The organism is Sphingopyxis sp. QXT-31 (assembly GCF_001984035.1).
Taxonomy (GTDB): domain Bacteria; phylum Pseudomonadota; class Alphaproteobacteria; order Sphingomonadales; family Sphingomonadaceae; genus Sphingopyxis.
Map to the genome: position 1 here is coordinate 1,519,139 of NZ_CP019449.1, position 14,289 is coordinate 1,533,427.

Below are 14,289 nucleotides of genomic sequence, written 5' to 3' on the forward strand. Positions count from 1 at the left end.
TAAAGTCATGATAGTCTCCCTGCCATTCAAGGGGGAGACAAGACATGACGCCGAAAGATTCCGGACCCGTTCCCGTGCCGCCGTCCGAAGTGCTGATCAAGCTGCCGCAGGACCAATATTGCCACGCCGAGGCGCCGACCGAATGGTGGTGGCACACCGGCACGCTGGTCGCCGGCGACCGCGTCTTCGGTTTCGAGATCAACGCCGCGAGCTTCGCCCCCGCCGCCTTCACCGAGGTGATGCTGACCGACGTCGCGAACCAGCTGCACTATCAGAAGACCGCGCCGCAGACGCCCGGCGAATGGGCCGAGACCGACCCGAGCAAGGACTGGTACGTCAAGCTCGGCAATCCCGAGCTCGAGCATGACTGGATCTGGATGACCGCGCCGCAGGCCGACCCGAGCAACATGACGGTGAAGGCGCAACTGCAGGACGAGGCGACGGGGACGATCATCCTCTTCGACCTCGTTTTGGCGCAGGCGGGCCCGCCGCTGATCGTCTGGGGCACCGGCTGCAACCCGACCCCGCCCAACGACGGCGGATCGGTCACCGCGAACAATTATTATTACAGCTTCACCCGGCTGCAGGCCTCGGGCGCGATCGCGATCGGCGACGAGGTTTTCGAGGTCACGGGCCAGACGTGGATGGACCATGAATATGGGCTGTTCGGATCGTCGAAGCAGCCAGTGCTCTGGTATCTGCAGGACATGCAGCTTGATAACGGCGTGCATATCTCGCACTATATGACGCTGACCGGGGACAATCCGCCGCAGGCGGGGCAGTCCTATCCGTCGAACGCGACGATTCAGTTTCCCGACGGCACGACCTATTTTGTGCAGGACTGCACGATGACGCCGGGCACGCGCACTTGGACCGCGCCGAACGGGCAGGTATTTTTCCTCGATTTCCAGGTCGATATCCCCGATTTCGGCGCATCGATCGCGGTGAAGACCCCGGTCGATGACCAGGCATTCCTGGCCTATACCAGCTATGTCTACGAGGGGCTTGCGACCGCGAGCGGGACGTTCGACGGCCAGCAGGTCAGCGGGACGGCGTGGAACGAGCAGCGGCCTTAGAACGCCGGACCGATTGAGCCAGTAACCCTCACCCTTCCCACCGGCTTTGCCGGCGGGCCCCTTCCCTCTCCCGCCGGAAGGGTGAGAGTAAACAAACGCCGGTCGATGGAATGCCGTCGCATTCCACAAGCCTATTCCTTCGCAGCAGCCTTCTCGGCAGCCGGCTTCTTCGCCGCCGGCTTCTTTGCCGCGGCCTTCTTGGGCGCCGCCTTCTTCTTACCCTTCGCCGGCCCCTTCGCCGCACGCGCATCGATCAGCGCGATCGCCTCCTCGAGCGTCAGCGCCGCCGGCTCCATCGACTTGGGCAGGGTCGCATTCGTCGTGCCGTCGGTCACATACGGACCGAAGCGCCCTTCCATCAGCTTCATCTCGCCGCCGCTCGTCGGGTGCGGGCCGAAGGTGTTTAGCGGCTCGGCCTTCGCCCGCGCGCCGCGCCCGCCGCCGTTCGCGGCCTCGGCGATGCGCACCACCGCGGCGTTCATGCCGATGTCGAAGATCTCGGCGGTGCCCGTCAGCTTGGCATATTTGCCGTCGTGGAGCAGGTACGGACCGTAGCGCCCCAGCCCCGCCATGATGGCCTTGCCGCTCTCGGGATGCACGCCGACCTCGCGCGGCAGACTGAGCAGCCTGAGCGCATAGTCGAGGTCGAAATCATCGCCCGGGATATCCTTGGGGATCGACGAACGTTTCGCCTCCTTGCCCTCGCCGAGCTGGATATAGGGCCCGAAGCGCCCGCTGCGCTTGGTCACTTCCAGCCCGCTTTCGGGGTCGGTGCCCATCGCCTCGGGCCCGGTGTCGCCGCCGTCGCTGCCGCCCGGCTGCGCGAATTTGCGGGTGAACTTGCAGTCGGGATAGTTGCTGCACGCGATGAACGGCCCGAACTTGCCGCCGCGCAGCGCCAGCTTGCCGGTGCCGCAATTGGGGCAGAGCCGCGGATCGCTGCCGTCGCCCTTGTCGGGGAAAAGATAGGGGCCGAGGAATTCGTCGAGCGCCGCGGTTATTTCCGACGGCTTCTGCTCCATCACCTCGCCGGTGCGCGGCTTGAAGTCGCGCCAGAAGCGCTCGAGTACCGCCTGCCACTGCGCGCGGCCGCCCGACACATCGTCGAGCTCTTCCTCAAGCCCCGCGGTGAAATCGTAACCGACGTAACGTTCGAAGAAGCGTTCGAGGAACGCCGTCAGCAGCCGTCCGCTCTCCTCGGGGATGAAGCGGTTCTTCTCAACCGTCACATAGGCGCGGTCCTTCAGGACCTGCAGGATCGAGGCATAGGTCGACGGGCGCCCGATGCCGAGCTCCTCCATCTTCTTGACGAGGCTCGCTTCCGAATAGCGCGGCGGCGGCTGGGTTTCGTGGCGTTCGACCTCGACCCCGGTCTTGGCGGGGGCGTCGCCCTTCGCCATCGCGGGGAGCAGGCGCGCGTCCTCGTCCTCCGCATCGTCGCGGCCCTCGTCGTAGAGCGCGAGAAAGCCCGGGAATTTCACCACCTGCCCGGTCGCGCGCAGCACCGTCTTGCCGGTGCCGTCGCTCAGATCGATGCTGGTGCGTTCGAGCCGCGCCGAGGCCATCTGGCTCGCCATCGCGCGCTTCCAGATCAGCTCGTAGAGCCGGCCATGGTCGCCGCTGCCGGCCTTGTCCTTCGAAAAATCGGTCGGGCGGATCGCCTCATGCGCTTCCTGCGCATTCTTCGCCTTGGTCTGATATTGCCGCGGCTGGTCGGGGACATAACCGCCGTCGTAGCGCGTCGCGATGGCCTTGCGCGCGGCGCTGATCGCGCTGTGATCCATCTGGACGCCGTCGGTCCGCATATAGGTGATCGCGCCGTCCTCGTAGAGGCTCTGCGCGATGCGCATCGTGTGGCTCGCCGAGAAACCGAGCTTGCGCGCCGCCTCCTGCTGGAGCGTCGAGGTCGTGAAGGGCGGCGGGGGGTTACGCGTCAGCGGCTTGGTCTCGACCGTATCGACGGCGAAGTGGCCGGCCTTGACGTCGGCCTCGGCGGCGCGTGCATCGGCCTCGGTGCCGATCGACAGCCGTTCGATCTTGTCGCCTTTCCAACGGGAAAGCCGCGCGTTGAAAGGCGTGCCGGACATCTCGAACAGGCCGGTGACCGACCAATATTGCTGTGCGACAAAGGCTTCGATCTCGCGCTCGCGCTCGACGATCAGCCGCAGCGACACCGACTGGACGCGCCCCGCCGACTTGGCGCCGGGCAGCTTGCGCCACAGCACCGGCGACAGCGTGAAACCGACCAGATAGTCGAGTGCGCGGCGCGCGCGATAGGCGTCGATCAGATCGTCGTCGAGCGCGCGCGGATGCGCCATCGCATCGGTCACCGCCTGCTTGGTGATCGCGTTGAAGGTGACCCGGTCGACGACCTGCGGCAGCGCCTTTTTCTGGCGCAGCAGTTCCTGGACATGCCAGCTGATCGCCTCGCCCTCGCGATCGGGGTCGGTCGCGAGGATCAGACGGTCGGCGGTCTTCGCCGCGTCCGAAATTTCCTTCAGCCGCTTCGCCTTGTCGGGATAGAGCTGCCACTGCATCGCAAAGCCGTCGTCGGGATCGACCGACCCGTCCTTCGGCGGCAAGTCCCGAACGTGACCATAGGATGCCAACACTTTGAAATCACGGCCGAGATATTTCTCGATCGTTTTCGCCTTGGCGGGCGATTCGACAATGACCAACTGCATGAAAAACGGGTTCCCCGAAAACTCTTACGTACGTACGCGCGAGGGTGGCGGCGTGGCGCGCCGCGTCAACCGAAAATTTTTCGCATCCGGTCCTCTTCTCCGCCGAGCATCATATAGGCGGTTGCCGCCGCGGATACACCCAGCAACCATCCCGCCTGCGATGCAGCGTTCATCGCCAGGCTCACCGGCCAATCCATCCGGCCGCCATTCTCGAGGAGATAGCCCACGGCCAGCAGCGGCGCCGCCTGCACCGCAAAGGCCGTGACCGCGACCAGGGTGATGCTCAGCCAGCTCTGTTCGGTCAGATCCCAGCTTGCCCGCATCGCCTCCGACGCGGACATGTCACGGTGGAACAGCGCCGGTGCGGCAAGATACCAGCGCCCGGTCAGGAACAGGCCGGGCAGCACGAGGACGAGCAGCCCGAAGAAGATGCCCAGCCCCGCGATGATGCTGATCCCGAACAGCGACGCGATGCGCCAGCGGCGCGGGCCGGGTAGCACAAAGCCGCCGCGTTCCAAGAGGGCGATCGTCACGCACGCCTGCAGGAACAGCATGAAGAAGATGTAGACCACATAATAGAGCAGCGCGGCCTCGCCAAGGAGGCCGAGCGCCAGATCATAGCCCACGCCGACGGCCGTCGCGGCGACATAGACCATCGCCAGCACGCGCGCGTTCGCCCTCATCGCCGCGACCGTCTCGCGCAATATCGGCCCGACCAGACTTGCGTCGAATTGCACTTCGCCACCCCTGTTGCTTCGCCCGCGCAACGGTGGCGGCGGCCGGGCGATCCCGTCAAGCGGGATTTCGCCCGGCCGTCATCGGCTTAGCGCAAGGGCGCCAGCCGACCGATCAGCATCTCGCTCGTCAGGCTCGCCGCCTTGGCCGCGCCTTCCTCATAATTGCCGGGCTTGGCGGTGAAGGCGAATTTGCGAGTCTTGCCGAACCTCAGCCCGCCGAAGCCAAGCACCGCGGCGACCCCGCCCGCGACATTGGCGCCCGCCTGCAGCGCCTTGTCGCCGCCGCTCGACGCGTCGCTCTTCTCGACGAACTCGCCCTCGACCGCGACCGGCGCATTGACGGTGATCACCGATTGCTTGCCATTCGGCGCGATCAGCGTGGCACGCGAATAATCCGCACTCACGGAAAGCGCGCTGTTGACCTGCAGCCCGCCGAAGCTGAACGCGCCGGGGCGCTTCTGCTGCGAAAAGTCGATGAGGTAGACGACATTGACCACCCCGACATTGGCCGCCTTGGCATAGTTGGTGAGCGCCATGCTCGCCTGCCCGGCCTGCATATTCATGCCCATGCTGCTGAGCCCCGATCCCATGAAGTCACCGGGGATCATCAGCAGCGAAGGCAAGGCCGTCGGCTTGTAATAGGTCGCCTTGCCCTTGCTCCCCTTTTCGAGCGCGATGTTGATGTCGAGAGGCATGTCCTGCGATTTGGTCTTCGCCATGGTCGCATGCGCGAACAAATCGCCTGGCGCCTGCACGCTGTAGCCGCTCGTGGTCAGCTGCGACACGAAGTCCGCATATGCCGCGTCGGTGACCGCCTGCATCATTTCGGGCGTGACCCCGACGAGTTCGCTCTTTGCCTTGGTGGTCCCGCCGAATGCGCCCATCAACCCGCCGCTGGCCGCGGTGCGATCGATCGATTCGAAGATGAAGCCGACGTTGAACGAGCCGATCGCGACGTTGGTGACGCCCTTCGCATTGGCCGGCCCGGCGATCTTCACCGGTTCCTTTTCCTTGGCGATGACGGGGACGGGCTGGAGCAGCATCGCGCCGATGGCGATGGCTGACAGCAATTTTTTCATGGGTCTTCCTCCGGCTCTCGACCGACAGACCCACTAGCCGGCAAGAGAGCGATACGAGGCGACCCGTGGCCCCTGCATCGGGCAGATGCAGGGGCATGTCAATGGGTTGGTAACCGAGTGTTATCCCTGATCCTGCCAGCGGAAGTCCGCGGGGAGCACGCATTTGCCCGCGTCATATTTGCCGACGCTGCGGATCACCTCATTGTCGTCGGGCTCGATGCGGCGCCCGCTGATCTGGCTGTCGACAACGCGGCGGACCAGCGCGTCGAGGCGCGTGACGAGGTAGCAGTCGATCGCGGGCGGCGCGTGCGGGTTGCCGACCCCGCTGTCGTCGGTGAGGAACAGATAGCGCGACTGGGTCGCCGCAGCCATCGCACGCATCGCATATTCGGCCTCGTCGGCGACCCCCGAGGCGGCGACCGGCGTGATATGGATGCGCTTGGCGCGCGCCGCCTCCGCCGCCTGCCAGGTGCGCCCAAACAGATCGCCGTGCGGCGGCGCGTCGGCGACGAGCAGCATCGATTTCACCGCATCGGGGCGCCATTCCTGCGCCACCGCGCGGATCAGCGCCTGGTCCATCGCCTCGGGATAGTCGCCGCCGCCGGTCGCATATTGCGCCGCGAGCGCCCCCTGCGCGCGCCCGATGTCGCGGTCGAAGGTCACGGTGCGCGTGACATATTCGTCGCCGAGGTCGCGGTAGAAGACAAAGCCGACGCGGATGTCGAGATTTCGGTGCTTGGCGGTAATCGACGAAATGATCGACCGCATCTCGGCCTGCAGAAAGCGGATCTCGTCGCCCATGCTGCCCGTCGTGTCGACGACGAGCATCAGGTCGAGCTTGGTCGCTTTCGTCGCGAGCTGGTTCGCAGTGAGCCCCACCGTCTGCCCACCCGGCGCGTCGACGACGAGCAAGGGCCGCGCCGTCGCGATCGCCCGCCCCGCCTTGGTCGCCGACACGGTGACGCGCTCGCTCAGCCGGTCGAGGCCGGGGAAGAAGACCGCGCTGCCGTCGGCCTGCGTCGCCATGGTGATGCTGTTGCCGTCGCTGCACGTCAGCTTCACATCGGCGAAGGGCACCGGCTGGCCGTTGCGGTCGCTGACCTTGACCGTCACCACGCGCGTCGTGTCGACCCTCGGCAGCGCGCGGATATCCTGGCCCAGATTGGTGCGATTGACATAGGCCGCATAGAGCTCGGGGTTGAGCAAATCGTCATGCTCGCCCGCGGTGAGGATGCCCGATTGCGGCTGCGTCTGCGGATAGGGGCGCGGCGGCATACGGCGGTCGATATAGTCGGTTGAGGAGCCCGGGATTGGCGAGGCCGCGGGCGCGGCCGCCCGCCCCGCTTCACCGCGCGCCGACCCGGTGACGACGACAGATTCGGCGTCCGCAGCGCCGAAATAACTCGGCGGGGGCGGTGCCATCGGCGGTGGCGGAGGTGGTGGGGGCGGCGGCGGAGGTAGCGCTTCGATAGCATAAGCATCCGACGCATCGGCCACCACCGATTCCTCGCGAACGGCCCCGGACCGCAAGCGCTTCTCGCCTTTCGCCTTGCCATAACCATTGTTCTGTTGCTGGCGGACCTGTTGCTCGGCGTCGAGGCGCGGCAGCGGATCGGCGTTGCGGCAGAAACTCTGCATAGGCGTCCGCGCCGCCGCGATGGTCAGCGGCGTCGGCGCCAGCCCCGTCGCCAGCACCGCGAGCATCGTCGTTCCGGTCATAAATCGGCTGCGCATCATCAAACTCCCCGGCCATGTGATACAATATCATCAGACTCACCCTCGGCCGCTGAACCGTGGCTGAACCGCGATAAGCCGTGAATTGCTTTGGGGTTGGCCGCTATGCGCGGCGTCACAGGAGCGAAATACGTGCGCCCGCGTGGCGCTCGATCCGCCCCGCCAGCTCCATTTCGAGCAGCACCAGCTGCACCGTCGCGGCGGCGCAGCCCGACTGGCGCACGATCTCGTCGACCGCCACCGGGGTCGGCCCGAGCAGCCCGGCGATCCGGCCGCGCTCGCCCTCTCCCGCATCGGCTACGGCCGGTACGGGGGCAAAGCCCTGCGCAGGCTCGCGCACCATGCGCCGGTCGATCGGCCCCAGCGCCTCCAGCACATCGTCGAGCGTCTGGATCAAAGTCGCGCCCTCGCGGATCAGCAGGTTGCAGCCCTGCGCGCGCGGATCGAGCGGCGAGCCCGGCACCGCCATCACCTCGCGCCCATAATCGCCCGCGCGGCGCGCGGTGATCAGCGAGCCCGACTTGGGCGCCGCCTCGATCACCAGGGTTCCATGCGACAACCCCGCGATGATGCGGTTGCGCGCGGGGAAATGCCGCGCCAGCGGCTCGGTGCCCGGAGGCTGCTCGGCGACAAGCAGCTGATCGGCGCCAATCTTTTCCTGAAGCCCAGCATTTTCGGGCGGAAAGGCGATATCGATCCCGCTGCCGATCACCGCCGCGGTCGCGCCGCCGAGCGCGCCGATATGCGCCGCGGTATCGACCCCGCGCGCGAGCCCGCTGACGACGGTCACCCCCTGCCCCGCCAGCTCGGCGCCCATCTGCCGCGCGAAGCGGCACGCGACGGCGGAGGCGTTGCGCGCGCCGACGATCGCGACGCACGGCCGCTGGAGCATCGCCGTATCGCCGCGCACGATCAGCACCGGCGGGGCGCCCTCGACCTCGCGCAGCAGCGGCGAATAATCGACATCGTCGCTGAAGACATGCCGCGCGCCGAGTTCGGCGACGCGCTCGATCTCGCGAGCCGCAACCTCCACAGGCGCGGCCCGCAGCTTGCCGCCGCCGCGCCCTGCAAGGTCGGGCAGCGCCGCGAGCGCGGCTTCGCCCGAACCGAAGCGCATCATCAGCTGGTGCCAGCTGACCGGGCCGACGTGCGGCGTGCGGATCAGCCGCAACCGCGCCAGCCGCTCGGCGTCACTCATACGGCTTCTTTTTTGGCGCCGACGCGCGGTTCGATCCCGGCGCGCAGCCGCGCGATATTCTCGCGGTGGCGCCACAGCACGATCACCGCGAGCCCCGCGAGTCCGATCGCATAGACCTGATGGCCCATCAGCAGCGCCGCGACCGGCGCCGCGACCGCCCCCATCATCCCGCCGAGCGACGAGATGCGCAGGACGAGTACCGTGCCGATCCACACCAAGGCGAAGATCAAGCCGATCGGCCAGGCGAGCGCGAGCGACAGGCCGAGCAGGGTCGCGACGCCCTTGCCGCCCTTGAACTTCAGCCAGACCGGGTAGCAATGGCCGATCATCGCCGCCGCACCCGCAATCATCGCGCCGTCGTCTCCGGTGTCGGGAAAGAAATGCCGCGCGAGCAGCACCGCGACCGCGCCCTTCGCGCCGTCGAGGATCAAGGTCGCCGCGGCGAGCCCCTTGCGTCCGGTGCGCAGGACATTGGTCGCGCCGATATTGCCCGACCCGATCTGGCGCAGGTCGCCCGCGCCGAACGCCCGCGTCAGGATCACCCCGAACGGGATTGAGCCGAGCAGATAGCCCGCGGCGATCAGCAAAAAGATGGTCATGACGCTCCCTGCTCCCTTTGTTTCCTTTTGGCGGGATTGGCGAAAGCAATCAACGGATTCGGCGATGGTTACAGTCAATATGGACTGGAAGCGTTGCCCCCTGCTAGGGCCGCGCCATGCCCTCGCCCGCACCCGACGCCCCCATCCTCTTCTTCGACTCCGGCCTCGGCGGGCTCACCGTGCTCGGCCCGACCCGCGCGCTGCTGCCCACCGCACCGATCGTCTATGCCGCCGATTATGCCGGGCTGCCCTATGGCCAGAAGAGCGAGGCCGAACTCGCCGCGCGCGTCCCCGCGCTGCTCGGGCGGCTCGTCGAGCGCTACCAGCCGCGGCTCGCGGTGATCGCGTGCAACACCGCCTCGACGATCGCGCTCGCCCATGTCCGCGCCGCGCTCGACCTGCCGATCGTCGGCACAGTACCCGCGATCAAGCCCGCTGCCGAGCTCACGAAGACCGGCGTGATCGGGGTGCTCGGCACCGAAGCGACGGTACGCCAGCCCTATGTCGACGACCTGTCGGCGCGTTTCGCCGCGGGCAAGACGGTGCTGCGCCACGGCAGTCCGGGCCTCGTCACCGGCGCCGAGGCGAAGCTGCGCGGCGAAGCGGTCGATCCCGCGGTGATAGCGCGCGCTATCGCGGGGCTGCGCGACCAGCCCGGCGGCGACAAGCTCGACGTCATCGTCCTCGCCTGCACCCATTTCCCGCTGCTCGCCGACGAGTTGCAGGCCGAGATCGGCCCCGACGTCCGCCTGATCGACGGCGCCGAAGGCATCGCGCGCCGCATCGCCCATCTCACCGACGGCCAGCCCTGGCCCACCGCCGCGGCACCGGGCATCGCGGTGTTCACGCGCAGCGACGACCGCCCGCCGCCGCCCTTGTCGGCGCTCGCCCCCTATGGCCTCGACCGGATCGAGCTGATCTAACTCGGACACCCCATCCCGTTCGTGTCGAGCGAAGTCGAGACACCTCGAGGCCTAACGCCCTGCCGATGGGCATCTCGACTTCGCTCGATGCGAACGGCTTGGAAGGGCCATTGCGGCCACAAATTGCGAATCGTTCGCACTGGCTTTCGGCGCCGTCCGGCGTTATTGGCCCGCATGTTAATAGCCGCCCGGAGGGAGCGGCCCAATGGCCTGGACTGGCACCTGACTGCGGGGCTGAGACGTGAACTATAACGATATTTTTGCACGCGCCATCGACCGGCTGCACGAGGAAGGGCGCTACCGCGTCTTCATCGACATCCTCCGCAACAAGGGCGCCTTCCCCAACGCACGCTGCTTCGCCGGCCACAATGGGCCGAAGCCGATCACCGTCTGGTGCTCGAACGACTATCTCGCCATGGGCCAGCATCCCAAGGTCATCGCCGCGATGGAAGAAGCCTTGCACGACGTCGGCGCGGGTTCGGGCGGCACGCGCAACATCGGCGGCAACACCCATTATCACATCGACCTCGAGCATGAACTCGCCGACCTGCACGGCAAGGACGGCGCACTGCTCTTCACCTCGGGCTATATTTCGAACGAGGCGACGCTCGGCACGCTCGGCAAGCTGCTTCCGAACTGCATCATCTATTCGGACGAATTGAACCACGCCTCGATGATCGCGGGCATCCGCAACTCGGGCTGCGAAAAGCGCGTGTGGCGCCACAACGACCTCGACCATCTCGAGGAACTGCTCGCCGCCGACGATCCCGAGGCCGCCAAGCTGATCGCCTTCGAAAGCGTCTATTCGATGGACGGCGACGTCGCGCCGATCCACGCGATCTGCGACCTCGCCGAAAAATATAACGCGCTGACCTATTGCGACGAAGTCCATGCCGTCGGCATGTACGGCCCGCGCGGCGGCGGCATCACCGACCGCGACGAGGCCGCCGACCGCGTTACCATTATCGAGGGCACGCTCGGCAAGGCGTTCGGCGTGATGGGCGGCTATATCGCCGCCGACAAGAATATCATCGACGTGATCCGCAGCTATGCCCCCGGCTTCATCTTCACGACCAGCCTGTCGCCGGTACTCGTCGCGGGCGTGCTCGCCAGCGTGCGCCACCTGAAAGCGTCGAGCGTCGAGCGCGAGGCGCAGCAGGCTGCGGCGGCTTACCTCAAAGCGAGCTTCCGCGACGCGGGGCTGCCGGTGATGGATTCGACCACGCACATCGTCCCGCTGATGGTCGGCGACCCGGTGCGCGCGAAAAAGATCAGCGACATATTGCTCGCCGAATATGGCGTCTATGTGCAGCCGATCAATTTCCCGACCGTGCCGCGGGGCACCGAACGCCTGCGCTTCACCCCGGGTCCGGCGCATGACGAGGCGATGATGCGCGAGCTGACGCAGGCGCTCGCCGAAATCTGGGACCGTCTCGAGCTGCGCAAGGCCGCGTGAGCGCCGCACCGGGGTTCGATGAGGTCGTCCGGGGACGCCGCTCCATCCGCGGCTTCCTCGACAAGCCCGTCCCCAAAGCGCTGATCGCCGAGATTCTCGAGGTCGCGATGCGCGCGCCCTCGTCGTTCAACAACCAGTGCTGGAATTTCTCGGTCGTCACCGGCACCGCGCTCGACGCGATCCGCCGCGGCAATACCGAAGGCATTCTCGCGGGCAAGCCCGACAGCCGCGAGTTCCGCCGCTTCGACGGCATCGCCGACGACCATCGCGCGCGACAGATCGAGATCGCCAAGCAGCTTTTCGGCGCGATGGGTATCGCGCGCGACGACAAGGATGCGCGGCAGGATTGGGTGCTGCGCGGTTTCCGCCAGTTCGACGCGCCGGTCAGCATCGTCGTCACCTATGACCGCGTGCTGCTCGGCAGCGACATTGCGCCCTTCGACTGCGGCGCGGTGACCAACGCGCTGGTCAACGCCGCCTGGTCGCGCGGATTGGGCTGCGTGATCAACAGCCAGGGCATCATGCAGTCGCCGGTGGTGCGCGAACATGCGCACATCCCCGACGACCAAGTGATCATGATCTGCGTCGCGATGGGCTGGCCCGCCGACGATTTCCCCGCCAATGCGGTGGTGTCGAACCGCAAGAGCGTCGCCGACGCCGTGCGCTTCGTCGGCTTCGACGACTGAGGCCCGCGTGCCGTTCGACCTGCTCGAAGCACTGGGCATGGTGGGCGAAGCGGCGACCGAAATCCCCGACCTGCGCAAGCGGCGCAACCGGATCGGCTGCTTCATCGGCTTCGCGCTCCTGCTGATTTTAATTGCGGCGCTATACTGGTGGTCGTGATAGCGGTGGGGCAATCACCCTCCCCCGGACAAGAGAACACATGACCGCTCAGCGCTATAGCAGCACCGCCATCGCCCTCCACTGGCTGCTCGCGCTGCTCCTCGCCTTCCAGATTTCGCTCGGCTGGGCGCTCGAGGGCAATAACGGTCCGGAATTGTTCGCGCGCTTTCAGCTCCACAAGTCAATCGGCATCGCGATCCTGCTGCTGAGCCTCGCGCGGCTCGCGGTGCGGCTGTTCACGCCGCGCCCGCCGGCGTCCGAAGGCCCCGCATGGACGCGCGCGCTCGCGAGCACCGTCCACTGGCTCTTCTACGCCGTGATGATCCTCGGCCCGATCACCGGCTGGCTGATCGTCTCGACCGCAAAGGTGCAGGTGCCCACCCTGATCTTCGGCGTTATCCCCTGGCCGCATCTGCCCGTCGGACATGGCTGGCACGATCCCGCCGAGTCGATCCACGGCGCAATGGCGTGGCTCGCGATCGGGCTGTTCCTGCTTCATATCGCGGGTGCACTCCGCCACCAGTGGCTGCTCGGCAAGCCCGAGCTCCAGCGCATGATCCCCTTTGCGAAGGGCAAGGCGGTCGGCGCGGCGATCGGTGCGCTGGCGCTGGTCTTCGCCGCGATGGTTGCCGCCAAGCTGGTCTATCCCGACAAGCCGCGCGTGGCCGCCGAACGGGCAGAGGAGCCGGTCTCTGCTGCCCCCACCGCGGCGCCGGCGGCCGAAGAAGCGAAAACCGAGGAAGCCGAAGAAGCCGAGCCCGAGGAAACCGCCCAGCCGCTCGCCGACTGGAGCGTCGGATCGGGCGGCCGCCTCGGCTTCACGGCGCGCTGGAACGGCGAGGCGGTCGCGGGACGCTTCGGCCGCTGGGACGCCGACATCAAGTTCAGCCCCGACGATCTCGCCAAATCGCGGATCAAGGTAACCGTCGACCTCGCCTCGGCCGACACCGGCGACGGGCAGCGCGACGATTCGCTGAAAGGGAGCGATTTCTTCGACAGCGGCGCGCATCCGAAGGCGATCTACACCGCGCGCGACATCCGCCACCTCGGCGGCGACCGCTACGAAGCGCGCGGCACGCTCGACCTGCGCGGCGTCGAGAGGCCCGCGACCCTGCGCTTCACCCTGACCATCGACGGCGACCGCGCGCGCGTATCGGGAAGCACGCGCATCGACCGCACCGCCTTCGGCGTCGGCCAGGGCGAATGGGCGGCAACCGATGCCATTGCGGCGGGGGTCGACATCGCCTTTTCGTTCGGCGCGACGCGCCCCGCGAACTGAGCGCGGCGCGGGCGCCGTTCAGCGGCGCGGCCCCTTGTCGATGCGCAGCGACCAGGCATAGCCGCGGTAAAGGCGCACCAGCGTCACGCGCCCGCCGACGTCGCTCGCGATCTCGCGCGCCGCCTCGGGCAGCATCGCGCGCGGCGCGACGTGGAAGCGCCCCAGCCAGCCGAACAGCCCGGCGCGGAACCAGGCGGGCATTCCCTCCTGCTGCCCGAAATCGACGATATGCAGCGAGCCATTGCTGCCCAGCCGCTGCGCCGCCTCGCGCATCGCGCCCTGCCAGTCGGGGATCATCGACAGCGTATAGCTCTGGAATATCCGGTCGAACCCCGCGACGCGGAACAGCGCGTCGGGGTCGAACGCCGTCGCATCGCCCCGCGCCACGGTGATTCGCCGCGTCAGCCCGGCGCGCGCGATCGCCGTGCGCGCGCTTTTCAGCATTTCCTCCGAAATATCGATGCCATAGAAGCGCCCGCCCGGCCAGCAGCGCGCCGCCGCGATCAGGTTGCGCCCGGTGCCGCAGCCGACCTCGAGCACGTGGCCGCCCACCGGCGGCTGCAATTCGTCGATCAGCCGGTCGCGCCCCAGCAGATAGTATTTGCGCGTCAAATCATAGATATGCCGCTGGCCGCGATAGACATCGTCCATCAGCGCGGCATGGCCCTCTCCGGCCATGGC

Annotated in this window: 13 protein-coding genes; 6 read left to right on the forward strand and 7 right to left on the reverse strand. The window is 67.2% G+C overall.

Going from position 1 to position 14,289, the window contains the following annotated elements; all coding sequences use genetic code 11:
* Positions 1-44: 44 nt before the first annotated feature.
* A complete protein-coding gene (locus BWQ93_RS07440) occupies positions 45-1,076 on the forward strand; it encodes a lipocalin-like domain-containing protein (RefSeq protein ID WP_077029972.1) in 1,032 nt (343 codons plus the stop codon).
* A 131-nt stretch (positions 1,077-1,207) separates the two neighbouring features.
* Here BWQ93_RS07440 and topA read toward each other — a convergent pair whose 3' ends face one another.
* The 6 genes from topA to plsY all read right to left on the reverse strand — a co-directional run bounded on the left by topA (position 1,208) and on the right by plsY (position 9,107).
* Positions 1,208-3,760 carry a type I DNA topoisomerase gene (gene topA / locus BWQ93_RS07445; protein ID WP_077029973.1) on the reverse strand — a complete coding sequence of 851 codons (2,553 nt, stop codon included), beginning with the start codon at positions 3,758-3,760 and terminating at the stop codon, positions 1,208-1,210.
* Positions 3,761-3,825: 65 nt separating this feature from the next.
* Complete coding sequence (locus tag BWQ93_RS07450; protein ID WP_156878174.1) at positions 3,826-4,497, reverse strand: hypothetical protein; 672 nt, start codon at positions 4,495-4,497, stop codon at positions 3,826-3,828.
* 86 nt (positions 4,498-4,583) lie between these two features.
* Entirely contained in the window at positions 4,584-5,576 is a 993-nt protein-coding gene (locus BWQ93_RS07455; protein ID WP_077029975.1) for a hypothetical protein, read from the reverse strand.
* Between the two features lie 120 nt (positions 5,577-5,696).
* Positions 5,697-7,313 carry a vWA domain-containing protein gene (locus BWQ93_RS07460; protein ID WP_232314764.1) on the reverse strand — a complete coding sequence of 539 codons (1,617 nt, stop codon included), beginning with the start codon at positions 7,311-7,313 and terminating at the stop codon, positions 5,697-5,699.
* Positions 7,314-7,425: 112 nt separating this feature from the next.
* Positions 7,426-8,508, reverse strand: a complete 1,083-nt coding sequence (gene dprA / locus BWQ93_RS07465; protein ID WP_077029976.1) for a DNA-processing protein DprA — start codon at positions 8,506-8,508, stop codon at positions 7,426-7,428.
* The gene (gene plsY, locus BWQ93_RS07470) at positions 8,505-9,107 is read right to left on the reverse strand and encodes a glycerol-3-phosphate 1-O-acyltransferase PlsY (RefSeq protein WP_077029977.1); all 603 of its coding nucleotides are present in this window, start codon (positions 9,105-9,107) and stop codon (positions 8,505-8,507) included. The genes dprA and plsY overlap by 4 nt, the downstream gene beginning before the upstream one ends.
* A 116-nt stretch (positions 9,108-9,223) precedes the next feature.
* Between plsY and murI the strand changes: the two genes are divergently transcribed.
* The 5 genes from murI to BWQ93_RS07490 all read left to right on the forward strand — a co-directional run bounded on the left by murI (position 9,224) and on the right by BWQ93_RS07490 (position 13,608).
* Complete coding sequence (gene murI / locus BWQ93_RS07475; protein ID WP_077029978.1) at positions 9,224-10,030, forward strand: glutamate racemase; 807 nt, start codon at positions 9,224-9,226, stop codon at positions 10,028-10,030.
* Between the two features lie 241 nt (positions 10,031-10,271).
* Positions 10,272-11,486: a 5-aminolevulinate synthase gene (gene hemA, locus BWQ93_RS07480; RefSeq protein ID WP_077029979.1), complete on the forward strand. Its 1,215-nt coding sequence runs from the start codon at positions 10,272-10,274 to the stop codon at positions 11,484-11,486.
* Positions 11,483-12,172, forward strand: coding sequence for a nitroreductase (locus BWQ93_RS07485; RefSeq protein ID WP_077029980.1), 690 nt, complete (start codon positions 11,483-11,485; stop codon positions 12,170-12,172). The genes hemA and BWQ93_RS07485 overlap by 4 nt, the downstream gene beginning before the upstream one ends.
* Before the next feature lie 7 nt (positions 12,173-12,179).
* Positions 12,180-12,329 carry a hypothetical protein gene (locus BWQ93_RS20775; protein WP_156878175.1) on the forward strand — a complete coding sequence of 50 codons (150 nt, stop codon included), beginning with the start codon at positions 12,180-12,182 and terminating at the stop codon, positions 12,327-12,329.
* 40 nt (positions 12,330-12,369) lie between these two features.
* A complete protein-coding gene (locus tag BWQ93_RS07490; RefSeq protein ID WP_077029981.1) occupies positions 12,370-13,608 on the forward strand; it encodes a YceI family protein in 1,239 nt (412 codons plus the stop codon).
* Positions 13,609-13,626: 18 nt separating this feature from the next.
* On the opposite strand, the gene BWQ93_RS07495 is transcribed toward BWQ93_RS07490, so the two are convergent.
* Positions 13,627-14,286, reverse strand: coding sequence for a class I SAM-dependent methyltransferase (locus BWQ93_RS07495; RefSeq protein WP_077029982.1), 660 nt, complete (start codon positions 14,284-14,286; stop codon positions 13,627-13,629).
* Between the last annotated feature and the right edge of the window lie 3 nt (positions 14,287-14,289).